At 34.6% G+C, this 22,285-nt stretch carries 34 protein-coding genes; 25 read left to right on the top strand and 9 right to left on the bottom strand.

The window, feature by feature from the left end; translation table 11 throughout:
• Nucleotides 1-537 precede the first annotated feature (537 nt).
• On the bottom strand, nucleotides 538-1,248 hold the full coding sequence (locus ABD745_RS08310) for a S24 family peptidase (RefSeq protein ID WP_344827980.1): 711 nt from the start codon (nucleotides 1,246-1,248) through the stop codon (nucleotides 538-540).
• Nucleotides 1,249-1,349: 101 nt separating this feature from the next.
• Here ABD745_RS08310 and ABD745_RS08305 point away from each other — a divergent pair, with 101 nt between their 5' ends.
• The 21 genes from ABD745_RS08305 to ABD745_RS08205 all read left to right on the top strand — a co-directional run bounded on the left by ABD745_RS08305 (nucleotide 1,350) and on the right by ABD745_RS08205 (nucleotide 12,549).
• Complete coding sequence (locus ABD745_RS08305; RefSeq protein ID WP_344827977.1) at nucleotides 1,350-1,565, top strand: hypothetical protein; 216 nt, start codon at nucleotides 1,350-1,352, stop codon at nucleotides 1,563-1,565.
• Nucleotides 1,566-1,786: 221 nt separating this feature from the next.
• Nucleotides 1,787-3,769 (top strand): hypothetical protein, encoded by a 1,983-nt coding sequence (locus ABD745_RS08300; protein WP_344827975.1) that lies wholly within the window; start codon nucleotides 1,787-1,789, stop codon nucleotides 3,767-3,769.
• Nucleotides 3,762-4,709: an AAA family ATPase gene (locus ABD745_RS08295; protein WP_344827972.1), complete on the top strand. Its 948-nt coding sequence runs from the start codon at nucleotides 3,762-3,764 to the stop codon at nucleotides 4,707-4,709. The genes ABD745_RS08300 and ABD745_RS08295 overlap by 8 nt, the downstream gene beginning before the upstream one ends.
• Nucleotides 4,706-5,329, top strand: coding sequence for a hypothetical protein (locus tag ABD745_RS08290; protein ID WP_344827970.1), 624 nt, complete (start codon nucleotides 4,706-4,708; stop codon nucleotides 5,327-5,329). The genes ABD745_RS08295 and ABD745_RS08290 overlap by 4 nt, the downstream gene beginning before the upstream one ends.
• A gap of 2 nt (nucleotides 5,330-5,331) precedes the next feature.
• A complete protein-coding gene (locus ABD745_RS08285; RefSeq protein ID WP_344827968.1) occupies nucleotides 5,332-5,634 on the top strand; it encodes a hypothetical protein in 303 nt (100 codons plus the stop codon).
• Nucleotides 5,631-5,834, top strand: a complete 204-nt coding sequence (locus ABD745_RS08280; protein ID WP_344827965.1) for a hypothetical protein — start codon at nucleotides 5,631-5,633, stop codon at nucleotides 5,832-5,834. The genes ABD745_RS08285 and ABD745_RS08280 overlap by 4 nt, the downstream gene beginning before the upstream one ends.
• 140 nt (nucleotides 5,835-5,974) lie before the next feature.
• Nucleotides 5,975-6,307 carry a hypothetical protein gene (locus ABD745_RS08275; RefSeq protein WP_344827962.1) on the top strand — a complete coding sequence of 111 codons (333 nt, stop codon included), beginning with the start codon at nucleotides 5,975-5,977 and terminating at the stop codon, nucleotides 6,305-6,307.
• Nucleotides 6,308-6,309: 2 nt separating this feature from the next.
• Nucleotides 6,310-7,008 (top strand): DUF3164 family protein, encoded by a 699-nt coding sequence (locus ABD745_RS08270; protein WP_344827960.1) that lies wholly within the window; start codon nucleotides 6,310-6,312, stop codon nucleotides 7,006-7,008.
• 114 nt (nucleotides 7,009-7,122) lie between these two features.
• Complete coding sequence (locus tag ABD745_RS08265; RefSeq protein ID WP_344827957.1) at nucleotides 7,123-7,404, top strand: hypothetical protein; 282 nt, start codon at nucleotides 7,123-7,125, stop codon at nucleotides 7,402-7,404.
• A gap of 64 nt (nucleotides 7,405-7,468) precedes the next feature.
• On the top strand, nucleotides 7,469-7,885 hold the full coding sequence (locus tag ABD745_RS08260; protein WP_344827955.1) for a hypothetical protein: 417 nt from the start codon (nucleotides 7,469-7,471) through the stop codon (nucleotides 7,883-7,885).
• Between the two features lie 92 nt (nucleotides 7,886-7,977).
• The gene (locus ABD745_RS08255) at nucleotides 7,978-8,139 is read left to right on the top strand and encodes a hypothetical protein (protein ID WP_344827952.1); all 162 of its coding nucleotides are present in this window, start codon (nucleotides 7,978-7,980) and stop codon (nucleotides 8,137-8,139) included.
• A gap of 17 nt (nucleotides 8,140-8,156) precedes the next feature.
• Entirely contained in the window at nucleotides 8,157-9,155 is a 999-nt protein-coding gene (locus ABD745_RS08250) for a nucleoid-associated protein (protein ID WP_344827950.1), read from the top strand.
• Between the two features lie 2 nt (nucleotides 9,156-9,157).
• Nucleotides 9,158-9,361, top strand: coding sequence for a hypothetical protein (locus tag ABD745_RS08245; protein WP_344827947.1), 204 nt, complete (start codon nucleotides 9,158-9,160; stop codon nucleotides 9,359-9,361).
• A 3-nt stretch (nucleotides 9,362-9,364) separates the two neighbouring features.
• The gene (locus ABD745_RS08240; RefSeq protein ID WP_344827945.1) at nucleotides 9,365-9,943 is read left to right on the top strand and encodes a hypothetical protein; all 579 of its coding nucleotides are present in this window, start codon (nucleotides 9,365-9,367) and stop codon (nucleotides 9,941-9,943) included.
• 2 nt (nucleotides 9,944-9,945) lie between these two features.
• Complete coding sequence (locus ABD745_RS08235; RefSeq protein ID WP_344827942.1) at nucleotides 9,946-10,338, top strand: sigma factor-like helix-turn-helix DNA-binding protein; 393 nt, start codon at nucleotides 9,946-9,948, stop codon at nucleotides 10,336-10,338.
• Nucleotides 10,316-10,645, top strand: a complete 330-nt coding sequence (locus tag ABD745_RS08230) for a hypothetical protein (protein ID WP_344827940.1) — start codon at nucleotides 10,316-10,318, stop codon at nucleotides 10,643-10,645. The genes ABD745_RS08235 and ABD745_RS08230 overlap by 23 nt, the downstream gene beginning before the upstream one ends.
• A 47-nt stretch (nucleotides 10,646-10,692) precedes the next feature.
• Nucleotides 10,693-11,082, top strand: a complete 390-nt coding sequence (locus ABD745_RS08225) for a hypothetical protein (RefSeq protein WP_344827937.1) — start codon at nucleotides 10,693-10,695, stop codon at nucleotides 11,080-11,082.
• Between the two features lie 24 nt (nucleotides 11,083-11,106).
• Complete coding sequence (locus tag ABD745_RS08220) at nucleotides 11,107-11,412, top strand: hypothetical protein (RefSeq protein WP_344827934.1); 306 nt, start codon at nucleotides 11,107-11,109, stop codon at nucleotides 11,410-11,412.
• Nucleotides 11,413-11,463: 51 nt separating this feature from the next.
• Nucleotides 11,464-11,784 (top strand): hypothetical protein, encoded by a 321-nt coding sequence (locus tag ABD745_RS08215; protein WP_344827931.1) that lies wholly within the window; start codon nucleotides 11,464-11,466, stop codon nucleotides 11,782-11,784.
• 20 nt (nucleotides 11,785-11,804) lie between these two features.
• Nucleotides 11,805-12,137 carry a hypothetical protein gene (locus ABD745_RS08210; protein WP_344827928.1) on the top strand — a complete coding sequence of 111 codons (333 nt, stop codon included), beginning with the start codon at nucleotides 11,805-11,807 and terminating at the stop codon, nucleotides 12,135-12,137.
• Nucleotides 12,138-12,381: 244 nt separating this feature from the next.
• Nucleotides 12,382-12,549, top strand: a complete 168-nt coding sequence (locus ABD745_RS08205; RefSeq protein ID WP_344827925.1) for a hypothetical protein — start codon at nucleotides 12,382-12,384, stop codon at nucleotides 12,547-12,549.
• Here the strand turns inward: ABD745_RS08205 and ABD745_RS08200 are convergent.
• The 8 genes from ABD745_RS08200 to ABD745_RS08165 all read right to left on the bottom strand — a co-directional run bounded on the left by ABD745_RS08200 (nucleotide 12,546) and on the right by ABD745_RS08165 (nucleotide 19,078).
• Complete coding sequence (locus ABD745_RS08200; RefSeq protein ID WP_344827922.1) at nucleotides 12,546-12,998, bottom strand: hypothetical protein; 453 nt, start codon at nucleotides 12,996-12,998, stop codon at nucleotides 12,546-12,548. The genes ABD745_RS08205 and ABD745_RS08200 overlap by 4 nt on opposite strands.
• Entirely contained in the window at nucleotides 12,998-13,555 is a 558-nt protein-coding gene (locus tag ABD745_RS08195) for a hypothetical protein (RefSeq protein ID WP_344827919.1), read from the bottom strand. Before ABD745_RS08195 ends, ABD745_RS08200 begins: the two co-directional genes overlap by 1 nt.
• Nucleotides 13,552-13,788: a hypothetical protein gene (locus tag ABD745_RS08190; RefSeq protein WP_344827916.1), complete on the bottom strand. Its 237-nt coding sequence runs from the start codon at nucleotides 13,786-13,788 to the stop codon at nucleotides 13,552-13,554. Before ABD745_RS08190 ends, ABD745_RS08195 begins: the two co-directional genes overlap by 4 nt.
• A complete protein-coding gene (locus ABD745_RS08185) occupies nucleotides 13,785-15,203 on the bottom strand; it encodes a phage minor head protein (protein WP_344827913.1) in 1,419 nt (472 codons plus the stop codon). The genes ABD745_RS08190 and ABD745_RS08185 overlap by 4 nt, the downstream gene beginning before the upstream one ends.
• A gap of 101 nt (nucleotides 15,204-15,304) precedes the next feature.
• Entirely contained in the window at nucleotides 15,305-16,513 is a 1,209-nt protein-coding gene (locus tag ABD745_RS08180; protein WP_344827910.1) for a phage portal protein family protein, read from the bottom strand.
• Nucleotides 16,514-16,515: 2 nt separating this feature from the next.
• Nucleotides 16,516-16,977: a hypothetical protein gene (locus tag ABD745_RS08175; RefSeq protein ID WP_344827908.1), complete on the bottom strand. Its 462-nt coding sequence runs from the start codon at nucleotides 16,975-16,977 to the stop codon at nucleotides 16,516-16,518.
• A 4-nt stretch (nucleotides 16,978-16,981) separates the two neighbouring features.
• Nucleotides 16,982-18,511, bottom strand: coding sequence for a hypothetical protein (locus tag ABD745_RS08170; protein WP_344827905.1), 1,530 nt, complete (start codon nucleotides 18,509-18,511; stop codon nucleotides 16,982-16,984).
• Nucleotides 18,512-19,078, bottom strand: a complete 567-nt coding sequence (locus tag ABD745_RS08165; RefSeq protein WP_344827902.1) for a hypothetical protein — start codon at nucleotides 19,076-19,078, stop codon at nucleotides 18,512-18,514.
• Between the two features lie 287 nt (nucleotides 19,079-19,365).
• Between ABD745_RS08165 and ABD745_RS08160 the strand changes: the two genes are divergently transcribed.
• Genes ABD745_RS08160 through ABD745_RS08145 form a run of 4 tightly spaced genes read left to right on the top strand, consistent with a single transcriptional unit; the run spans nucleotide 19,366 to nucleotide 22,268 of the window.
• Nucleotides 19,366-20,346 (top strand): HK97 family phage prohead protease, encoded by a 981-nt coding sequence (locus ABD745_RS08160; protein WP_344827900.1) that lies wholly within the window; start codon nucleotides 19,366-19,368, stop codon nucleotides 20,344-20,346.
• A gap of 18 nt (nucleotides 20,347-20,364) precedes the next feature.
• Nucleotides 20,365-21,288: a phage major capsid protein gene (locus tag ABD745_RS08155; RefSeq protein WP_344827897.1), complete on the top strand. Its 924-nt coding sequence runs from the start codon at nucleotides 20,365-20,367 to the stop codon at nucleotides 21,286-21,288.
• Between the two features lie 3 nt (nucleotides 21,289-21,291).
• Nucleotides 21,292-21,750 (top strand): CHAP domain-containing protein, encoded by a 459-nt coding sequence (locus ABD745_RS08150; protein WP_344827895.1) that lies wholly within the window; start codon nucleotides 21,292-21,294, stop codon nucleotides 21,748-21,750.
• On the top strand, nucleotides 21,750-22,268 hold the full coding sequence (locus ABD745_RS08145; RefSeq protein WP_344827892.1) for a hypothetical protein: 519 nt from the start codon (nucleotides 21,750-21,752) through the stop codon (nucleotides 22,266-22,268). The genes ABD745_RS08150 and ABD745_RS08145 overlap by 1 nt, the downstream gene beginning before the upstream one ends.
• Nucleotides 22,269-22,285: the final 17 nt, after the last annotated feature.

The following is a 22,285-nucleotide window of genomic DNA, read 5'->3' as shown; positions in this document are numbered from 1 at the left end:
TATGGGGCTTAAAACTAATTGTCTAAAAGAAAAGGATACCAAAAAAGCCCTAAAAAGCCCTAAAATACGATAAAAATTGCCTTTTTTTGAGGTAATGTTTGAATGAAACTGATCGTCATAAACTACTTTTTATTACCATTTTATTACCATTTAAACCGGTTTTAAATACACTTTAAAGATACTTCCTACCATTTAATAATCTATTTGGGCTATAATGCTTTAAATAGGGTTATTAAATGGTATTTTTTTTAATAGAGAATGTTATTTGATATTGATTTTGAATAAATAATCAGTAAAAATATAAACCATCAATTTTTATATAAAAAATACTAAAACATACCATTAGGCATACCTTTAGGCATACCATAAACAGCATTTAAATAGCGTTAATAATATATTGTTTCATACAAAAAGAATAACAAATGTACTTAAAAAGTAGTTTTTAGTACCCTATTTTTCAAATATTTATAACTGTAATAAGTTGATAATCAGTAATTAAAATCTATATTGATTAAAATCTGAGTGTTCTATTGATATTTAGAAGATTGTATTATATCTAATACTGGCTTTTACAAGTGCTAAGGCTTTTATGCTCTCAATTGGGAACTCGACATTTTGATGATGTTGATTTTGTGAAATAAATTCAACATAACCTTGCTTCAAAGATTTTTTTAAAAATTTACAAAAGAAATATTCGTCATTATTATGTATTACCTGAATTAAATACATTTCCCCCCAAATAATATTGTGTACATCATTTATGATTTTATATGCTACAATATCGCCACTTTTTAACAAAGGGTACATCGAATCACCTCTAATAAATAATGCACCATCGCACTTTGGAAGGTTTGGAATTGTAATATGATCTATTGGGATGCTTTGTGGATTATTTGCAAATACTTCAGCAACTCCTGCGGTAGCTTCAAGATCGTAAAGCGGAACTGTGTTATTATCAATTACAGAATCAATAACCTTAGTATTATAAAACTCTTGTCCTACTTTGTAGTCTGTCGAATTATTCAACATTACTCCCTCTTCATGCATTATCCAAACTTTGTTTATATCTTTGTCTAAATCACAAAGCTTATCAACAAATCTTTCAGACAGAGGTACTTTTTCATTTAAAATCTGAGAAAAAGAGGACTTTGTATAGCCTAATAATTTAGCGATTTCAGTTTCATTTTCTCCAAAATCTGAAAAAATAAGCCATTTTATAACTTTTTTAACTCTTTGAATCCTAGTCATTTATATTTGATTTTAATATAAAATATAATTTTAGTTTATATTTTATTTGCGTTAATAAAAACTTTGTTTATATTTGTATCAAATACGAAACAAATTAAATAATGGACAAACCTACAAAAAAACGAACAAATTACAATGAGGAGATCCTTAATGTTTTGAAACAGAAGTACAGTTATAGTCTTACCTACATTAGAATGTGTTTACGAGGAGACAGAGCTGGTGAAATGCCTGATATCATTAAAAAAGAATATAATTCTTTAGATAATGCTGCTAAAAATGCGATACAAACTCAATTAAAAATTTTAAACACTAAATAACATGAAACCAATAAAAAAAATAGTACAGAGGGTCATCAAATATCGAAGATCAGTTAACATATTATTTGCTGATAAAGTAATAGTTCATGAATGGATTCTATTTGGAAAATTTATAGTGAATAAATCTTTCAAGTCAATTTAAACACTGTTTAAATATGTATCAATTCTATCAAAATACTTTAACCATACCCGCAAAAGCTTTATACGAAGATTTATGCATTATGTCAAAACCAAATTATGATAAACAATGTCGTACTGGTAAAATGAATCGTGTAAGAATGGGAAAGGGTTTAGATAATCACGCACTGGTAGAATTCGACAGCATCCCTGAAAGATTTAGAATTCAGATCGTTAAAAAATTAGGCGTTCCACCGAAGAAAAATACTCAAAATTTAGTATTAAACCACTATAAGGACGATTACGAAGCGGTTGATTTTTTTGCATGTCACTTACTGGATCAATACAGAACATTAGATCCGGAAAAGCAGGACGAATATGTGAAAAACGCTCAGATGCTTCAGGCTGTAGAGCTTTTTGTAAAGGAAACTTTATCATTTGTGAGATCGAGAAACGGAAAAAGAGGTTTAACGGATATTTGGAATGATGCAGCGTCAGCGGTTGCGGAAGTAAAAGACCAAATCGGACATACTCTGCCAAAATCTGCAAGAAGACTAAAGGAAAAGCTTGAAGAGTTCAAAAAAGACGGTTACTCATCTTTAATCTCCGATAATTTCGGGAATAATAAAGCGTCCAAAGTGAAAGACACTCAACAGGAAGCATTATTAAGAACTCTATTAAGAGATCACAGAAGTTTTGATAACGAGCAGATAGCAAATGTTTATAATTCGGTTGCAAAATTTCAGCAGTTCCCTGCACTGTCAGCCTCCACAATCGGCAATTATCGTAAAAAATGGAATTTACTGGTATTTGCAGGAACTAAAGGCGAAAAAGGCTTTGATAATAAAATAGCAATGCATGTTAAAAGATCGGCTCCGTCTTCACCACTTCTTTTTTGGACGGTTGACGGTTGGGATGCAGAATTATTATACCAAAAGACTTCTGTAAACCTTAAAGGACAGTCAATCACCACTTATCATAATAGATTGACTATGGTTGTGGTTCTTGATCCTTCTATTAAATACCCGATAGGATACGCGATAGGAACTCAGGAAAATGCAGAGCTTATCAAAGCAGCTTTACGAAATGCAGTGAGACATACTGAAGAGCTTTTCGGATCAAAACACAAAGTTTTGCAAATCCAGTCTGATAATTACGCAAAAAAGGAAATGACGCCTATTTATACAATGATGTCGGATCACTTTACCCCTGCGAAAGTTGGAAACGCAAAATCAAAGGTAATTGAACCGTGGTTTAAGCACTTTAATAAAACTTATTGTCAGCTCGCACCGAATTGGAGCGGACAGGGAGTAAAAGCGAAAATTCAGCCTAATGATGAATATCTGAATAAAATTAAACATTCTTTTCCTGACGAGGTTGGCTGTAAAATGCAGCTTATAAGAATGATTGAAATGGAGCGTGAAAGACTACAGGAACAATTCCTGAAAGCTTATAACGAAATGCCACAGGATGCTAGAAAATTAATGTCACAGCATGAATATTTAATGTGCTTTGGCGAAACTACCGGAGATACCAACAAAGTAAGTCACAACGGTTTGCATATAGCGATTAACGGTCGAAAAATGGAGTTTGAGAGCTTCGATCCCAACTTTAGAATGAATTCTCATGTAGATTGGACTATTAAGTATGATTCTGATAACCTTCAACAGGTTTTAGCCTATGATGAAAAACAGAATATCAGTTTTATGCTTACCAATAAATATGTACAGCCAATGGCGTTGTATGACCTTAAAGAAGGTGATTCCGAAGAAAGAACGAAAGTTAAAAACTTCAATAAAGACTTAAAAACACTTGTACTGGATACACAGGCGGAAGACAGTAAAAAAGTAAGTCAAATGTTTATCCAAAATCCGGAACTCGACAATACTCTCGCAAAAATGCTAATCGTAGACAGTCGCGGACAGCACAAAGACCAGCGAAACGCGAAACGACTCGACACCGGAAAGAAACTTCTTGAAAAACAAAACAAGAAAATCGAACGGCAGGAACAACGGAGCTGGGAAGATCAGCAAATGGAATATTTAAACAACAAAATGGACTTTTCAAAATTTTTAGAAAATGAATAACACTACCAAAAACAATATAATCGACGCCCTTAATCAATGGCTAATCGATAACGACTATTCAGCTAATGATTTTTCAGCAAAATCGAATATACCATCGAGTTACATTTCGTACATGCGGAAAAAGACGTATTTCATCAAAGTAAGTGGAAATGATGTTGAAATTGATGATAAATACTTCAGAATGATCTGCGATGTGATCGATTTCGATCCCGAAAACAGATTGGCGTGGACACCTCGACAGACTCCACAATTTACACAAATGATTACTTATTTAACCGACGCCAAAAAACACGGCTATACAAATATTATTATCGGTGAAACCGGATCAGGAAAGACATACTGTACGGATATTTTCATCAAACAGAATCCAAAGGATGTTTTTAAAATTACGGTCGGCTCATTGGATACCATTACCGATTTATTGGACAAATTGGGGCGTTCAATGAGAATTCCTCTAGCGGGAACGCCTTCGAAAAAACTTCGTTCGATCACTCAGGAAATTACAAAACTGAAATTCGACGGAAGGGAACCGATGATCGTTTGGGATGAGTCGGAGTACTTAAAACAGGCTACTCTTTGCAATATAAAGGAACTTCATGACAATCTGTACGGCAAATGTGCGCTTATAATGATCGGTACAAACCAACTTTTAACAAAAATTGAAAGACTAAAAAATAAAAATGCACCGGGAATGCCTCAGTTCTACAGAAGAGTAAAATACGGAATCCGTGAACTGAGACCAATCGACACCCGATTTAAAGAATTCCTGACAAGCATCGCAGATAAAGACCTCAGAAGATTTTTACAAGACGAATGCGAGAATTACGGAGAATTGCACGACGCATTACTTCCGGCAATGAGAGAAGCTGACAGGATGGGCGAACCGCTTACGGAAAACTTAGTGAGAACGATTCTTAACAAACCAAAAATGACAGCATGAGAAAAGCCATATCATCAACAGACCTTTTATCAAAAAAATATGATCTGATTACATGGGATGGCGAATGGTTTGACAATTTCGATGCGCCGGAGGCTTCAGGTTCTTGGTTCATTAGCGGGAATTCGGGAAACGGAAAAACTTCTTTTATGTTGGAATTAGCAAAAGCACTATCGCCGTTCGGAAACGTTCTTTTTAATTCTTTGGAAGAGGGAATGTCAAGAACAATGCAGGAAGCTTGGAAAAGGCACAATGTAGCGGATTGCGGACGCAAAATCCAACTCATTAAGGAAAAGTATGAAGAATTAAGAATAAGGCTTAAAAAACGCAAATCTCCTCGATTTATCATTACAGACAGTTGGCAATACACGGGAATGACGTTCGAGCAGTATTTGAGCTTAAAAAAAGAGTTTCCCGATAAACTTTTTATTTGGAATTCTCAGATGTTTGGTAATAAGCCGATCGGACAAACCGCAGTCAGAGTTCAATTCGATGCAGATTTAAAAATTTGGGTAGAAGGATTTAAGGCGTTTTCAAAAGGTCGATACATCGGAAAGTTTTATGCTGAAGGTCTTACGATTTGGGAAGAGGGCGCACAGAAATATTGGTCTAAAACGGGGTAATAATGGAAAAAGAAATTAAAAAAAAATTATTGCAGCTTGACAGCCTTATCGATTTTTTAAGCTGGTATGAACGCTCGCAAATCCATCATTACAAAGAGGGTGACGTGATAACATCGAAAAAGGTTTTGACAGCCATAGAATGGATAAAAAAAATGAATTGGGAATCACCGCAAACAAAATACGGACAGGATCGTATTCTCTATTTCTACGATCCGGATTCTGATCACTGGTTCACAGATGAAAATTACCTCAAAATTTACTTTGAATACAAAAAAGACTTAATACAATTAAAATATACAAAATGACAGAATCAGAAGTAATAGAAAAAATGCGAAAATTATTAGAAGTCGCTAAAGATTATGAAACTACAACTAGAATTACTCATTCCTTGATTAAGAGTGTTCCTAAAGAAAAACTGTGGCAAATGAGAGCTGATAATATTGAATTAAGCCAAATACTGGAAGAATATGAAATTGTTTATAACAGAATACAAAAAGAAATATGAACACACAATTTTTCCCACCAACAGAAACAGAACTGGAAGAGTTGATATTTAACCTTCAGCAGTAAATGGAAAGAAATCGCCGAAAAATTAGAAGAAACCGAAATCCAATTAAAAGAATTAATTATAAAAGAAAATACGCTATGAAAACAGGTAAAATAATTAGGAAATTTCACGAAATAGGTTTATCCGTCGGGATTAAAATTGAAAGTGAAAACAGAATAAGGGTAGATATCTTAAAAAAACATTTGGATGACCCTGATTTAGAAAGAATTTTAAAGGCTTTTCCTACAAAGAAATATAATATTACAATCAAAACATCGAAAGATAATTTAGTTTTAGAAATTTCTAAAATTCCAAGTATCAGAAAGGCACACGTTAGACCTATTAATGTTCATCCTTTTGCGTTTCCGCCAATTTTTGAAAAGCCATTAGTATCAGGAAGATTTTCATCATATAATCCATTTAAACTATAATAATGTCACAAACAATAAACATCAACGATCTGTCTCCTGAACAAATTCAGGAACTGGCAAAACAAGCTAAAGAGATCGAACAGAACAGAAAACAAAAGCGTATCAAAGATTTGAAAGCCTTGGAAGATATCGCAGCCGAAACCCTTCCGGGCTCGATGGAGATTCTTCGGGAAGCTTCCGAAAACTTGCAAAAAGCAAAAGCAAAGGTTTTTACAGACTTTGAAGCGTATTTAAAAATGAAGATTGAAACGATGGGAGTGAAAAACAATCAGCAGAGCCACACCATCACCGTCGGAGAAGAATCTATCAAATTAGGATATCGCATCACCGATGGATATGGCGAAAACGCTTCTTACGGTATTGCGATGGTTCATAAATTTTTAGAGAGTCTCGGTAAAGACGATAATTCAAAACGTTTGCTCGGTGCTGTAATGAGACTTTTGCAGCGTAACGGCAAAGGAGATCTGGACAGTAAAAAAGTGTTGGAACTTAAACAGATTGCTGACCGTGATTTCCCTGATACCGAATTTCAAAAAGGTGTCGAAATTATTCAGGAAGAATACAAACCGAAATTGTCAAAATGGTTTATTGAAGCTTATTATAAAGACAATACCGGAGTTGAGCAAAGTTTACCACTTACCATGACTGCCGTGGACTTGCCGAAAGATATCGATTTGAAATTTTTATTACCTAAAGATTAACAGTCATGGAAAAACTATTTATAGCCTATTCCTTTTGCTTTATAGGCGGTTTTCTTTTAGGTGTAGCAATGGCAATGTTCATTTTTTGGAAAGAAATTAAAAATTAAAATAACAATGCAAACAAACGATTTAAATGTCTTAACTGGTTCTTGGAATATACAAGATTTGGTAAACCCAAAATTAATGATTAATAATATCCGCATGAGCTCTTATCCAACTTCTGGAAAATTTGTATCAAAAGAAGATTTTGAAAAGTTAAAATCACTAAAAGTTCCAGTATCTAAAGAATTAATGATTGAAGTAAGGAAAACCGTATCCCATTATGAAACTTTAGGAAAGTCAAGAAGATGGATTCGCAGGTATATTAAGCGAAAATATAACATTCAAGAATATTAACCTAAAACACTTTTATCGGAGGTTCAATTCCTCCGATAAAATCTAACTAACAAAAATTACAGATATGGCAACACTAAAAAAATTAATGACACTTCTTTCTAAAGAAGGTTTATTGGAACAAAGAGCTGATGTAATCAATCTATACACAGGTGGTCGCACTTCATCGGCAAAAGAACTCACACCTTTCGAAATTCAGGCTTTATGTGATACAATTACAGAAAACAGCCAAAATACACTGGATAAAAAAAGAAAACGTGTTTTAGCTTCAATTTTTGGAGTGTATAAAAAAATGAATAAACAGGTAAGTATCGAATATGTAAAGGCTCACGCCTGTAGAGCTGCAAAAGTGGATGATTTTAATAAAATACCTCCGTCACGATTAGACAGTATTTACAATGCTTTTTTGAAGGCTCAGAAGGATTTGGAATACTCAAAAAGACTCGTAGAAGGTCACTATTTCGAACAAACTCATTATAACTAAAATGACAGATTTATCAACATTTATCATGTGTCTTACTTTCATCATTATCGTAGGACTTATTTGTGAAACAATCCAAAAATTTAAAAAATAATATGACATACGCGGATCAAATAATCGAAGAGATAACCGATTTCCTTACAGAAAAAACAAAGGATTTAGATAATCAAACTTTTAAGGAAGTAATGACCGAGGTTGAACTTAATATAAGTGATCAACTGACTGCCTTAGAAGAGGATGAAGCAAATGAAGATTAACAATTAAAATAACAACAATGAAAATAATAGTACACAAAATAGGAAACAAGATTCTAGGCGAAGGAGTAGGATTTTCCGACGAAGAATTACATTTAGACGAAAATACTTCTGAAATACTACAGAATTACTTTTTAGGTTCGTTTAAATCAGAAGAAACATTTCACTTTTACAGTGAGTCATATTTAAGCAATAATATTGCATTTAGGGTAGTTTCTGCAATTTTCGAAAACAATAAGACTTTTATTGATAATTCCATGAATATCGGAAGGCTTTTATATGATGCAGCCGAAAACCCGAGAGTTCAGGGCGGGGAATTGTTTGTCGTTCTTTTTAAAGCTGATAGCGAAAACGATATCGATAAAATAGGAATTTTTAAAACCGAGAAAAGAGAGCCGTTTTTAAAAATATTTCCAAACGAGCATGATCCGATTGAAGTTGATAAAGGAATCAGTTTGGCGAAAATCGACAAAGCTGCTTTAATTTTCAACAAGGACAAAGAGTCCGGATATGTTCTGCAAGTGGTTGATAACAATAAAAACGGTGACATGTATTATTGGTTTGAGGACTTTTTAAAAGTAAAACAGCGAACCGATGAATATTTTCACACACAGGAATCTTTGCACATCTTTAAAGATTACATCAAAAAACAGCTTCCGGCAGAATTTGAAGTAACAAAAACCGATCAGGCTGACTTTTTAAATAAATCCATCGCTTTTTTTAAGGAAAAAGAAGAGTTCAAACTCGACGAATTTACTCAGGAGGTTTTAGGTGATGGGATTTTAATTAAAAGCTTTCACGAATTTAAAACCGATTATGAACAGGATATGCAGATCAATGTGGCTGAAGAATTCCCGATCAATGACTCAGCAGTTAAAAAGCAGCAAAAGCACTTTAAAAGCATTATCAAGCTAGACACAAACTTTCATATCTACATCCACGGTGATAAAAGTAAGATTCAACAGGATCAGGACGAAAACGGGAAATTTTACAAGGTTTATTTTGAAAAAGAAGATTAATTATGTCACTACACTCAAGAGACGTTTTAAAACTATTAAAAGCAGGTTTTATGATTATCAGAGCTGATAATATTAATCTTAAAATTAAGTGTAAAACGAAAGATAATACCGAATGGAGGGTTTTTCTTAACGGCTTCAAATCGAAAGCTGAATTAAGGCGAAAAATGGATGAAATATTGAAAATGCAAGCAATCATAGAAGATTAAATTATGAACTTATTATTTACAGAACAGTTAAACGGAAAGCCAACTTGTTTTATTGATAAAATTTGGTTGGGTTTAGGCTTGAGCGGAGAAATAAATTACTGGTCTTTGTTAGAATATTTCCACGGTTACAAATCTAAATTTGGAAAGTCTTTTGACCAGCTAAAAAGACCACTGAAAGAAGATTATAAGGGTAAACTTCATACTATCAGAGAAGATAAAAACGATGTATGGCACGCAGGGATTTTGATCGATTTTATTCTTGAAAATGCAGATAATTTTCGTTTTGCGCCACGCATTCCCGTGATATCTACGCAAGATGTCTTTATGACAAAAAAAGGTAACGATCTTGAAATTACTATTGCTAATGTAGGTTCTTATATCGGAGACGATGATTTTTACTTGTGGTTTGATGCTAAAGAAAAGCTAGCAATTAACGACGGTTTTGATTCTTATGATGAATTTTCCGAGTATTTCTTATTGAAAATTAATGAAAACGGTTCTAAAACTGGAAATTATTGGTATTCCGGAAAAATAATCCATTGGACTGATTTTAAATATTGTGAAAGATCTTTAAATCAATAATCATGCTTAGTCAAGAACAAAAAAGAATGGCAGACTTTGTACAGAGTTTCAAAGAAGCCAATAAAAATACAGTCATGCATGTTCGCGAATATGATAAAAAATTAAAAACGTGGACTTTCAGAGTGGTAAAGCGAGATGAAAACGCCTATAAGTTTCATGAAGATCAGGTAAGCAAAAGCCGATCAAAAAAAGAAAAGGAAAAAAGGCAAAAATCGAATACAGCGAAATTGCCACAACGCGGAAAAGACAAATCAGAAATGACGGCTAATGTTGTGAGATTGCGGGATGAAGAAAAGTTAACTTATCAGGCTATTGCCGATATGTATGGCGTCGGTCAGAACACGGTGAGCAGAACTTATAAAAAGTTGAAAGATGAAAAAGCATCTAACCCTTGATAACAGCAAATTACTGGTATTAAACAACAGTATGCAGGCTCTTGATGCTTTAGACCTCCAAAGTCAGGCTAAAAATTTAAGATGGGTAGTTTCTATCTGTAAAGAACTTAGAACTGATCTTTTAAGGAAGGGGATCGACAGAAGGGAAAAAGATAAATCTTTCGTTTTAAAATTATCATATCACAAAGCTGAAGCTTTATTGGCATATTTAACAGGATTTGAAATTTATTTTCCGGATGATTTTGGCTCTTACGAGGCGAACGCGATTTTACAAATGAAAAATGAACTCCATAAACAACTCTTATAATGACTGAATATGTTGCACTACACAAACAATCGGACAAAAAATTTTACATGAGATTCGACGGCTTAGGAGTTCTTAATTATCTGAGTTTGGAGGGTGAAAAATGGGCGGTTGAACAGGTGAACTGGATTTTCCGATCTCCAAGAGTTCCAAAGACCGAAGTTGAATGTTTACAGTTCATGGATCGCAAAGATTTAGATTTTGAATATTTGGAAATCCCGAAAGATTTGAGTTTTGAGTTTTTTTGGAAAACTTACGATTATAAAAAAGGAAAGATCCCGATGACGCGTAGAGCATGGGAAAGTTTGACAGACGCCCAAAAAATTGAAGCGATTCTTTATATACCAAAATTAAGGCGTCAAAAACAGATAGACAAAACCGCAATGCCTTATCCAAGTTCTTACCTGAATGGTAGATATTGGGAGGCTGAAAAAATTTAAATAACATTTAAAAACGATTTAAAAATGAATGAAATAATAATAAAAGCCGGAAGGTATAAAAATAAAAATCTTCAACAAATATTTGAATCTGACGAATATAAAGAAGTGTTAGAAAGAATAAGGCATACAGGAGTTTCTGTTGAAACCTTAAATAATACGCTTAAAGATATCTATAAGAATGCAGGTTTTGCCGAAACTTCTATTAAAAGGTTGATTGAAAGTGCAGCTCTTTTAAATTTAAGAGCAAAATCGAAGGAACTTCAACAAAATTGGTTTATCCAAAATCATCCTAATCCTGCAAACAGGCAATACCGGAATAAAAAAAGATAAATCTGTGGATAACCGTAATAAAGACAGGTTTTGACACAGTAAATTTGAACCATGAAAGCAAATAAAATGAATGAAATTAGAATTTTTGGAACCAGGTTTATTCATAAACCAAATTTTAATAAAGAGAGTATGAAAATAAACGGATTTGAATATTCAGAAAACGAAGTTTTGGAGGCTCTAAAAGAAAAAGGCTATAATATAGTAAGGTGGAATTACAGTTGGCAGGATGAGAGTTTTCCGAACGGAAAAACAAATGAAGTATCGATTGTAAAGTGTGCGTTAAAAGATAGAGAGCAGCCATCGGAACAGAATATATGGTATAAAGTAGCCGAAAAAGAATTTAGAATAAAAAACAAACCTTCATTAATTTAATAAAAAAACAAATTTTAAGTATGGAATATAAAGCACTGTTAGGAAATGACATTATTGATGCAATAAGATTATCATTCAAAGAAAGTACATTGGGAGCTGGCATCTCAATTATTTATGACGTTAAAATTGAGCCGAAAAATGAATATAATTCGACTCTTATATTAACGCCAAAAGATGGAAGTAAAGAATTAAAATTCAGTGAAATTTTAGAGTTTGGAATTATGTTAGGTACAGATTTTATGGAAAGCCGACACCCTGATTTTTTAGAATTTAGTAAGAAAAGAAATGCAGCTATTGAAAAACTTGAAACACAAGGATTAGTACAAAGAGAAAAAAGAACAGACAAACGGTAAACCGTAATTTTATTAAAAATTAAATTTTTACTTTTGTAGTATAAAGAGACATTAATTCATGGTGGTGTTTAATGTTTTTAAATATTTTGAAGTTAATCAGGGGTGAGCCGACGGGTTTACCCCTTTTTTTATATTAAACGTCAGCTTGTTTGATATTTTTTTTTATTTTACTTTTGCCAATATGGCAGTGACAAAACAGAGTATTGGCAGAAAAAAAAATCTTCTACATCGTTATAGTATAGTGATGGAGGAATTTAATAAGCATTATACTCCACAATCCAATATTTCTGCTATACACCGTGATATCATTTACCCGAAGTTCGGAATCAGCCGCGATACGTTGTATAAAATTTTCAATACAGCAATCGATGAAGAATTGCAAAAAATTACTTTACCTTCTCTTTTCGACTAAACATTCCCTGCTTCAAAAGTATAATAAATAACATACTCCTGTATTCCATCATCTCTTTTAGTTTTACCAAGCCCCACCCGAAGCATTTTACTGCAATTTACATCCGGAGAAAAACCATGTATTTTCGCGTGAATTTCTTCCATTAATCCAATAATTACCCAGGCTTTATCCTTTTGGCTCTGCGGGGCTTTAAAACTTGTATTGGTAAGCTTTACATTTGCTAAAGTAAGCCTGACTGTTAATTTCCCGTTCTGTCTGTTTCTTGGGTTTTTTGTTAAATCCTGCCCAATATTTGAGAAATCTCCGTCATTTAAATCTATAAGACAGCAGGGAAATTGAACCGGTACATTAGGCGAATAATAATCCAACTGCCCCCAGTCTTCATCAACATATTTTATACCTGTTATTTCTGCTATTTTATTCTGAATATTTGTTAAAAGTGTTTCCATTATCTATAAAGTAAAAAATTATGTGTAAAATCATTGTTTAGCTCTCTGAAATTTCTGTCTACAATTTCTTTAACGAACCTGTCAACCTGCGGATGATGCCCTAAAAATTGTCTCTGTTCAATCTTCATTCTAGTGCCAACTTTTTGAAGTGCCAAAGCTTTCCACTGCGCGGCTTCACCTAATAATTTTTGATTTCTTTTATTAGAAGAAAGTTCACCGCTTTTTATCTTGGTTAATCCTCCTGAAGCTTTGTAGTACATTGCCCAAAAAAAACGTTTCATTTTTTCAGTTACGACAACATATCCGCCCTCATTAAGTATTCTTGCCTGTGGCTGTGAGCTGCTCCAATTAATTGAATTCGTTAACATTTTAGGACTTCTTATTGATCGGCGTAGCATCCCCGAACGCACCATAAGAGAACCCCTGTTGTTTCTCAATTTTGTAGTTGCCCATTTCTTGTCAAAAAAAGCTTTGCGTTCGAAATTTCTGTCAAACTCTTCACTGAGTTTAACTTTGGTATCGGTCATTACCTTTTTTAAAAACTCGTTTGGATTCATTGTTTAATTTTAATATTTTCAATTAATAGACTGTCCCAAAGTTTATCTTTTAATTCATTTTCATCAATGAGAAGTTTTTTATTTTCTTCCTGTGCTTTTTTAAGTAATATTTCAAAATCGGGCAAATCATCAAAAGGGAGTAATGTAACCATAGCCAGTAAATCGTTGGAATATTCTGCGTCATCTTTTTCGTAAGAATCAATAATTTCTAAAATTGGGTTTATATTTATCATTTTAGTATTTGATCTAAAAGGTTAATCATATCGTCATGTAATTCAGGATCAACACGCTTTATAAATTTATTTCCGGTTCCGTTATATTTTACTTGAAAACAGTGGGCTAAAAATTCCCGCTCGGGTTTTAAAGCTGCCTTATAATATTCTGTTGAGTGTCCTCGTCCGTATTTAACATTAAAAGCTTTTAAAATATCAGCCATATCAGAAGATTGATCTGCCCAATCAATTTTTCTGTCTTTCAGAGCTCCTTTAGTAGTAGCTTTCGTAACATTATCGAGATACCTATACATCTTATTTTTTTCTGCAGCATATTTTTCACGGTATTTATCCATTAAGGCTTTAACTTCGGGTTTCGAAGCTAAATCCTTTTGATAATCAATCACATGTCCCATTTCATGTACTAAAGTATTTCTTTTAGCATATTCGCCCTGTCTTCCGCTTAGATATGCGTCAGGAATATTAATTTTTTTCACACCATAATTGGTATAATAAGCCCCTTCTCTATTATTGTTTGTGATTTTAAAATTATTCTGTTCTAAATGTGACAGTAATTCTCTTGGTAATTCATAGTCAAATTTTTTCTCCAATTCTAATAATCCTTCAGGGATAATTGTTTCTTTTTTACTGACAATATCTTTTACTTTGTCTGATCCGATCACTTTAGTATAGGCATTATTTGGCGGGAATATTTTCTTTTCAATTCCTGGATTAAATCTGAACATTTCCAGCGTATTTTTATCATCACTGTTAATGTGTGTTGTTGCTTTTTCACCTGAAGCAATTGCTTTTTTACTGTCAGATAATTTATAGTCAACGGCAAGAACTTCGACGGCTATACATCTGCATCGCCAACCGTTGGGTGGGTAATATGAAAACCAAAAAGGATCATCTTTCGGTAAGGTCGTATTATTTAACTGAGCGTGGCTAGCTCTTACCCTTTCATCTCCTGCCGTTCGGTACTGTAACCAATATCTTTCGGTGTTATCCTGCAAGTCTGCCCAATTGGCGGCACTTTGTGAAGAGCTTACTGCGAATTGGTATTCAGCTTCGAGATAATGCGTATTATATTTTTCATTAAGCTTTAAAATGTCCCGTTCAAATTCATTGTATGGCTTTACATTTCCCTTTTCATCGGTTAATAAACTGCGGGCTTCAGCTAATTGAGCATGTGTTCTTAGACCTGAAAAAACTAAAGCGTCTTTTTGTAAATACTCTTTCATTTTATCCGGAACTTCATAAGAAATTGCGTCACTGAATAAATCACCTGAGACATTTATAAGGTCTTTATATTCCTGTACTTCGGCTAAATCTTTCGGATTATAACTTTTTCTTTCAAATAATTTTTTAAATGCCTTTTCAGCAACATTTAAAACGTTTTTAAATTTCTTTTTAGGAACCGGATCATTAGCCAAATTTAAGGTTCTGCACGATTCACATTCGCAGGGTTTGTACTGCCGTTCTAAATTTTCATGCAGGGCTAAAAAATAATTTTCAGCAATTTGTTTTTTAGCCCCTAATCGAAAAAATTTGCCGACATTTTTTGTGCCGTTTGTTGCCTGTCGCCTTTGATAGGAACGCCAAATTTATCAGTGATCCATTTGTCGTCCACTTCTTTTCCTGCGTTTAAAAGGTCTTTTGTATAGCTAAAAAGTTTATCTAAATCCTCCGCTTTATCGTATCTGTAATAATATTCTCCCTGCGGAATAAAGCCTATAAGTTGTAACGAAATCAAAACTTTACTGTTCCACTCCTGTTCTAGCAGAGATACATCTGCCTCTACCAAATCATCTAACATACTTTGTGATGCTACTTCTTTGGAGTTAGAGCCGTTCTTGGTATCCTGTCCGATAATTGCTCCGGAAATTGGCATTGAAATCTCATTATTACATAACTGAATCATATTTTTATAAACATCTCCGTTTGTCTGTACTCCCTGAGCCCATTCAAATTTTTCAGATTCATCGATAATGAAGTATGCCGCTGCACCCATATCTTTCATCATAGTTTCAGCACGGTTCAACATTCTTTTGTCCTGAGTGTTGGTTTTCATTACTCGCGGAGGAATGCCATAAATTTCGCATAATTCTGACCAACATGACTGTGCAAATCTTTTAAATAATACATGCGGAACTACAGCATTGATTAATCCAAAATCAGCACTTAATGTAGTGTCACCAAATTCTAAAACCCAAACTCTATATTCTGAAAGCTCACGATATTTTATAAACTTATCTTCAGTGTAATCCTGATAAACCAATCCATTGACCGGATCAACATTCTGTCGCGGGATTAACTGAAATTTAAGTCTGCCGTCAGCATACACCCATTGCCCGAGTGAATGCTTTAAATATTTTGTATTTAAAATTTCGGTGTTAATCTCATTAACGAAAATCTGATTTTGTAGTAAATCTGTTATTTCCTGATTGATTTTTCCGTCCTTTCCGACAATAGTAAATGGTTGTTTTAGTGATTTGTTGCGCCTATTTTCGGTCTGCGATTTCAAGAGAGCATCCTGCATGATCTCATCCAGTAAATTGTAAAGTGACCATGTTTTCGGATTTTCATCTAACATAGCCATTTGAAGTGCTTTATTCCAGTCTGCAATATCTTTACGCACCCTTGAAATAGATTTTGGAGCGATGCTAAAAACGGGTTTTGTTGTTTTGTTTTCAACAGGTTTATCTTTCAGGCTAAACCAGTCACCTATATTGGGAAATCTCATAATTATTCGTGATTAAATTTTTTGCGTGATCCGCTTCTGTATGGCAATACATCATCCTCCGTTTCTTCCGGATTCTCTTCTATCAGGTCAAGCCCTGAAATTGTAACATCTCCTTTTGCAAGTTTTACGAGATAGGTTATTGCCCTGTCATAGTTCTTTTGCGCCCTGTCATAAAGAATATCAGCGTTACACAGGTCTATAAAGTGAAACTTTGCAATCGTTTTTGTTTTTTGCAGTAATAAAGAGTTCCGCTCTGTTCCGGTTTTGGAAAATATTTTTTCGACGTCATAATGTGGTCTTCCATCACTATACTCTTTTCTGTCGTTTTGGGTAAGATATGAACGTACTTCTTCGATAGCAGCGGCAATTGCGTCCGGCATTGCTTCATCATTGCCGTCTGCAATCTGTTCGACCTGATAATCGTAAATTGCTGTTCCCATGTCCTCTATTTCTAAAAATGCCATAATATTAATATTTTCGGTTAGCTCGTTGTCCTGAGCGATAATCATTTTGATAACTAAAACTGCGTCTTTGCAGAATCCATACTCCACCCTCTACACCATCGGGACCATCTATCTGTTTTGCATTAGGTGATACTCCAAAAAACTGCGCTTCAAGTCTCCGCATATTGGGATTGTTTTGTTCTCTTTTATTCATAATCAAATTTCCCAGTCGGTTTATAGGTTCTAATGTTCCCTCTACTCGGATAAACTTTTCAGGCTTTTTCCGTGTGTCCGGTGTAATCGGTGGGAGGTTGCCAGAGTCTTCAGCTTTTTGCCTTATCAGTGGTAATAAAACCTGTTCGTAGAAAGGATCTTGCAGCGAGTTATTTTCAATATAATTTTTATATGTGTCTGCATCATTGGATTTTAAATAGTTATCAGCTTCAAAAACGGCATCGATGAATTTTGAATTATTCATCACATCAAGCCAACACGTATAAATATAATATTTGAGTTTCCTCCGCCCGATTACTCCAACAAATTTTGAGGACGGCTGAGTTTTTCTCACTGCCTTATCTTTGTTCGATGTTGCAGGATCGGAATAAACTAAAACCTCGTCACAGTCTGTAATCTTAGGGCAGTAATCCCAAATGATCTCCTTAAACGTATCGCCTTCAATAATTGGGTTGTTGAAGTATTCTTTTTGAGACGAAGCCCACGAAATCAGAGATAAAACCCTGTCAATATGCGCCTCCGTATTTTTCTGCGGCCAGCTAGATACCCCGTTTTTATCCCGGATATTAATAATATCGTGGTGATCCGCTCTTTTTGCCATTTCGGTAATACAGCAGTAAGCGGCGATAATGTTCCCGCAGGCAATAATGAGCAATGGTTCGGAAATAGATCTGGTAGGAATAAGCGCCTGTTCAATCCAGTTGACAGAATCTTTTATCCTGTCCGGATTTCTGCATTCTTCGTCCGTATCAATATCATCAATCAGAATCACGTCCGGTCTTGCTTCGTCATTCTTTGCCCCTCTCGGAGATTCTCCTTTTCCAATTGCCCTGAAGGATGCACCGTTATTAAGAACAAATTTCTTTTCCTTCCAGTTCCCGAAATTAAACTGATCGCCGTAATCGCTTTTAAGCCTTTCGTTCTGCTCAAATACGTTTTTATACGGTTTAAGAAGCATTTCCGCGTTATCTGAGGAATAAGAAACCAAAAGAATGTTTTTCTTTCTCCTGGTCATTACTAAATAGATAACATCCATCATCGTCCGGGTAGATTTGGCAAGTTCTCTCGACCAGGATAAAACGATATAATACTCCGGATTTTTAAGGATTTTTTTTGAAGCGTCTAAATGGAACTCAGCCGGCTCGGCAGTATAAAATTTTGAAAAATAAAATTTCTTCCACTCCTCCGGATTGGCTTCTAAATGTGCAATCCTTTTTTTCTTATCAATAGGAGATTCGTCTAATATCAAAGCGTCTTCTCTGAAAAGATTGTCAGAGTGTTGTTTCCAAACCTCTAATAATTGTCCTGTTTTTCTGTCCATTTATTTGATTTTGGTTTGAATGAAACTGTCGAAATATCCTGAAAACTGCTTCGCAAATTCGAGGTTGTGAGGTTTGATAAAAGTCAAAAAAGCAATTCCGGTTTCGATAATCTCTCCGGTATTGGTTTCTGTTTCAAGTCTTTTAATGGAAGATGTGGTCTTTGAAATAATATCCGCCTCTTTTGAGGTGGGCGTATTGCCTATTTTTACAGGGTAATCCTGTTCATTGTATTTTTGGAACTCTAGTTTTTCCGTTCCGTCAGCCTGTTTTAACTTTATCGGCTTTTGTAACCATAAAGGAACATCATAAACAATCTTTCGGGTTCTTATCTCCTCATTAAGTTTTTCCAATTGATTATACATAATAACCAATTGATTTTTTTTTGTGACTAAAAGTGATTTTCTTTTTTCAGACCATCCGAATTTTATCACCCACTTACCAAGTGTTTTTTCAGTAATACCAACTTTATCGGCTACATCTTTTTGCGTAAGGCTATCGTCTGAAAGATATATTGTTTCAGCTAATTCCTGTAGTCTTTTTTCTTCCTCTCGGGTATTTCTTGCCATCGTTTTGCCTAAAATTTTATGAACAAAATTCCCCTGAATGAAGCCTAAAAAAAAGCATTTGTAAACCTGTCGTACAGCTTTGTAAGCCAGTCTGACAAAGCTGTCTGAACATCTGACAACTAGTTTTTTTTCGGTGAAAACACACGCAATTTTGTGATCTAAACAAGCGATAAAATCTTAAAAAAATGAAAACAAAGTTTTAACCTAAAAATGATTAAACAGAATAAAACCGCTCACAGATCGGGCGGTTTTTTTTTAAGAAAATATTGCAAAACTGATTAAACGAAATGTCAGAAAAAAGAAGATTTGTTTTTAATGATGAGTCCGTAAAAAATTCTTACGGCTTTTACATTCTTACCTCGGGAATTGATATCCGAAGGTTTTCACAAAATCCTGTATGCCTTGCCGACCACTGGAATTGGACGGGCTCTGTATTGGGGATTTGGGAAGATATACAAGCAGGAAGCGGAACGCTTTCAGGTACTCCCAAATTCGACACTAAAAGCTATGAAGAATTAGTAAGGCAGGTAGAATCAGGAACGCTTAAAGGCTGTTCTATGGGAATTCTTTTTGATGAAGCCGATTTCACAAAAAACGAAAACGGCGATCTGATCCTTACAAAATGTGAACTGATGGAGGTTTCTATCGTAGCGGTTCCATCCAATGCTAATTCTATTGCATTATATCATCAAAACGGAAACCGTATGTCAGAAGGCGAAATAAAAACACTTTGCCTGTCATTCGGGAAATCCCAAGAACCGGAAATCAATAACCCAATTAATAATAACGATTCAACAATGAAAAAAATCCAATTATCACTAATGGCTTTTGCTGCTTTAGGATTTGCGCAAACTACTCAAACCGTAGAAGAGCCGGAACTGGACAAAGCTATTCTAACATTAAAAAATGAGAATGATAAAAATGCTTTGGAACTTGAAAAAGTAAAAAGAGAATTACAAGCATATCAGGACGCCGATAAACTGAAAAAAACTCAGGAAATCGAAACTATGGTAACTCTTGCGGTACAGGAAGGCAGAATTACAGCCGATAAAAAACAAACTTTCATCGATTTGGCTGCTCAAAATCTTGAATTGGCAAAAGCTACTTTAGAAAGTTTCCCTAAAAAAGTGGATTTATCTGCCGGAGTAAAAACACCGGGTGGAAACGGCGAGCCTATGACGGAAGAAAAATTCCAAACCCTTTCCGAAGATCAGAGATGGACTTGGAAAAACGAAAATCCTGAAGAGTACAAAAAATTATTTGCATAACCCTAAAAATTATATAAAATGCCATCAAATTATCCTGAAATATGGTTAAAACGTGTTATCCGTAACATTGATAAAAATACCGCAGCAACTTTTTTAGACGGTATTCCCGAACTGGATGCAGACGTGTCTGTTATTAATGAAGGGGATGCAACCGAAATGAATAAAATCTATGTTGCTACAACTGATTTTGATGTAGATGTATTAATCAACAATACAACTTATCCAATCGCAGCACAGGTTTATAGTGACGGAACTGTCGAAATTACGTTGGATAAATACCAGACAAAAGTAGTAACCGTAACTGATGATGCTGTAAAAGGCTCTTCTTACGATAAAATCGACTCGGTAACAAAAGCACATACGAATTCGATTTCAAAAGGGAAGTATAAAAAAGCTATTCACTCTATTGCTCCGGCTGACTCCACCAATGCTAAAATGCCGGTTATCCTGGCAACTGGCGGAGCAGATGCGTTGGCTGATCCTTCCGGTCGTTTAAGATTAACTTATGAAGACTTAGTGTCTTTAAAATCTGCTTGTGATACCGCAGGAGTTGCGGAAGATGACAGAAGGTTGGTTCTGTGTGAAAACCACTGGAATGACCTGTTATTAGATCGTAAGAATTTCGGAAATCAGTTAATCGATTATGTGAAAGGAAAACCAAATCCTATGATTGCAGGTTTTGAACTTCATAAATACGGAGGAAATCCTTACTACACCGTTGCAACAAAAGTTAAAAAGGCTTACGGATCTATTCCGGGTGCAGGTGACAGACAGGCGTCTATTATGTTTGTGAAAACAAATATTGCCAAAAAGACAGGAACAACAAAACAGTATTTCGCCAAAGCGGAAAACGATCCTGAAAATCAAACAAACAGAATGAATTACCGTCATTATTTTGTGGCTACACGCTTCCAAAATCAAGACTGTGCAGCAATATTGTAGGTTATGAAATTATCAGAAAAAGCCCTGCAAGTTGCTCTCACGCAAATTGGGAAACAAGAAAACCCGCCCGGCTCAAATTGGGGCGAACCGGTAAAAACTTACCTGTCTAGTGTTGGAATTGCTTTTCCTGCGGCGTGGTGTATGGCATTTGTTTATTGGTGTTTCTCTGAATCTTCAAAGAATTTAAAAGTTCCAAATACAGCAATTAAAACAGGCGGTGTTCTTGCCGCCTGGAATAAAGCTGACAAAAAAATAAAATCTTCAATTCCCTCCATTGGTTCCGTGTTTATCATGGACTTTGGTAAGGGAAACGGTCACACCGGTCTCGTTGAGAATTTCGACACCCAATATATATATACCATAGAAGGAAATACCAATGACGCCGGTAGCCGTGAAGGAATAAAAGTTCTAAGAAAAAAACGCCTGAGAAATACAATTAAAGGCTATTTAAACTATCAATAATGAAAAATAATGTTGTCATAATTTGTGTATTTTTTATTGCATTGGCTTTGGTTTCCTGTATAAGCAGGAAGCCTTCAGAGCCAATGGTTATCGAAAACACAAAAACCATTACGGAAGTTGTAAAAGACACTATTTATAAAATAGAAGCTGACAGCTCTTTTTATAATGCTTATGTGGAATGCGTAAACGGAAAACCTGTTTTAGTCTCTAATGAGGATCGGGGGTATTTTCAGACTAATAATAAACAGGAAAAGTTACCTAAAAATAAACCCGGAAAATACTTGGGAATTCCTAAAGTCAATTTACAGAATGGCTTATTAACAGTCAATTGCGAGACGCGTGCCCAAGAATTATTTAAGCAGTGGCGAGAGAAATATATAACTGAAAAAACGAAAGAAATTTCACCGCCTGTTTACATTGAAAAACCCTTTAAATGGTATCAAAAAACCCTTATGTGGATTGGAGCAATTAGTTTGGTTCTGATCGCTATAGGGATCGTTCTAAAAATCAAAAAATAACACTTAATAATAATACA

This window comes from Chryseobacterium ginsenosidimutans (assembly GCF_039536845.1).
Taxonomy (GTDB): Bacteria; Bacteroidota; Bacteroidia; order Flavobacteriales; family Weeksellaceae; genus Chryseobacterium; species Chryseobacterium ginsenosidimutans_B.
This window is presented reverse-complemented; position numbering and strand designations above follow the sequence as displayed.

Coding starts and splice junctions, on each gene's coding strand:
- ABD745_RS08150 (WP_344827895.1), top strand. CDS start 21,292: ATGAAATTATCAGAAAAAGCCCTGCAAGTTGCTCTCACGCAAATTGGG.
- ABD745_RS08225 (WP_344827937.1), top strand. CDS start 10,693: ATGAGATTCGACGGCTTAGGAGTTCTTAATTATCTGAGTTTGGAGGGT.
- ABD745_RS08220 (WP_344827934.1), top strand. CDS start 11,107: ATGAATGAAATAATAATAAAAGCCGGAAGGTATAAAAATAAAAATCTT.
- ABD745_RS08215 (WP_344827931.1), top strand. CDS start 11,464: ATGAAAGCAAATAAAATGAATGAAATTAGAATTTTTGGAACCAGGTTT.
- ABD745_RS08275 (WP_344827962.1), top strand. CDS start 5,975: ATGAAAACAGGTAAAATAATTAGGAAATTTCACGAAATAGGTTTATCC.
- ABD745_RS08240 (WP_344827945.1), top strand. CDS start 9,365: ATGAACTTATTATTTACAGAACAGTTAAACGGAAAGCCAACTTGTTTT.
- ABD745_RS08300 (WP_344827975.1), top strand. CDS start 1,787: ATGTCAAAACCAAATTATGATAAACAATGTCGTACTGGTAAAATGAAT.
- ABD745_RS08160 (WP_344827900.1), top strand. CDS start 19,366: ATGTCAGAAAAAAGAAGATTTGTTTTTAATGATGAGTCCGTAAAAAAT.
- ABD745_RS08175 (WP_344827908.1), bottom strand. CDS start 16,977: ATGGCATTTTTAGAAATAGAGGACATGGGAACAGCAATTTACGATTAT.
- ABD745_RS08295 (WP_344827972.1), top strand. CDS start 3,762: ATGAATAACACTACCAAAAACAATATAATCGACGCCCTTAATCAATGG.
- ABD745_RS08285 (WP_344827968.1), top strand. CDS start 5,332: ATGGAAAAAGAAATTAAAAAAAAATTATTGCAGCTTGACAGCCTTATC.
- ABD745_RS08210 (WP_344827928.1), top strand. CDS start 11,805: ATGGAATATAAAGCACTGTTAGGAAATGACATTATTGATGCAATAAGA.
- ABD745_RS08195 (WP_344827919.1), bottom strand. CDS start 13,555: ATGAATCCAAACGAGTTTTTAAAAAAGGTAATGACCGATACCAAAGTT.
- ABD745_RS08180 (WP_344827910.1), bottom strand. CDS start 16,513: ATGAGATTTCCCAATATAGGTGACTGGTTTAGCCTGAAAGATAAACCT.
- ABD745_RS08280 (WP_344827965.1), top strand. CDS start 5,631: ATGACAGAATCAGAAGTAATAGAAAAAATGCGAAAATTATTAGAAGTC.
- ABD745_RS08165 (WP_344827902.1), bottom strand. CDS start 19,078: ATGGCAAGAAATACCCGAGAGGAAGAAAAAAGACTACAGGAATTAGCT.
- ABD745_RS08270 (WP_344827960.1), top strand. CDS start 6,310: ATGTCACAAACAATAAACATCAACGATCTGTCTCCTGAACAAATTCAG.
- ABD745_RS08245 (WP_344827947.1), top strand. CDS start 9,158: ATGTCACTACACTCAAGAGACGTTTTAAAACTATTAAAAGCAGGTTTT.
- ABD745_RS08290 (WP_344827970.1), top strand. CDS start 4,706: ATGAGAAAAGCCATATCATCAACAGACCTTTTATCAAAAAAATATGAT.
- ABD745_RS08305 (WP_344827977.1), top strand. CDS start 1,350: ATGGACAAACCTACAAAAAAACGAACAAATTACAATGAGGAGATCCTT.
- ABD745_RS08145 (WP_344827892.1), top strand. CDS start 21,750: ATGAAAAATAATGTTGTCATAATTTGTGTATTTTTTATTGCATTGGCT.
- ABD745_RS08250 (WP_344827950.1), top strand. CDS start 8,157: ATGAAAATAATAGTACACAAAATAGGAAACAAGATTCTAGGCGAAGGA.
- ABD745_RS08170 (WP_344827905.1), bottom strand. CDS start 18,511: ATGGACAGAAAAACAGGACAATTATTAGAGGTTTGGAAACAACACTCT.
- ABD745_RS08260 (WP_344827955.1), top strand. CDS start 7,469: ATGGCAACACTAAAAAAATTAATGACACTTCTTTCTAAAGAAGGTTTA.
- ABD745_RS08205 (WP_344827925.1), top strand. CDS start 12,382: ATGGAGGAATTTAATAAGCATTATACTCCACAATCCAATATTTCTGCT.
- ABD745_RS08155 (WP_344827897.1), top strand. CDS start 20,365: ATGCCATCAAATTATCCTGAAATATGGTTAAAACGTGTTATCCGTAAC.
- ABD745_RS08265 (WP_344827957.1), top strand. CDS start 7,123: ATGCAAACAAACGATTTAAATGTCTTAACTGGTTCTTGGAATATACAA.
- ABD745_RS08200 (WP_344827922.1), bottom strand. CDS start 12,998: ATGGAAACACTTTTAACAAATATTCAGAATAAAATAGCAGAAATAACA.
- ABD745_RS08235 (WP_344827942.1), top strand. CDS start 9,946: ATGCTTAGTCAAGAACAAAAAAGAATGGCAGACTTTGTACAGAGTTTC.
- ABD745_RS08230 (WP_344827940.1), top strand. CDS start 10,316: ATGAAAAAGCATCTAACCCTTGATAACAGCAAATTACTGGTATTAAAC.
- ABD745_RS08255 (WP_344827952.1), top strand. CDS start 7,978: ATGACATACGCGGATCAAATAATCGAAGAGATAACCGATTTCCTTACA.
- ABD745_RS08190 (WP_344827916.1), bottom strand. CDS start 13,788: ATGATAAATATAAACCCAATTTTAGAAATTATTGATTCTTACGAAAAA.
- ABD745_RS08310 (WP_344827980.1), bottom strand. CDS start 1,248: ATGACTAGGATTCAAAGAGTTAAAAAAGTTATAAAATGGCTTATTTTT.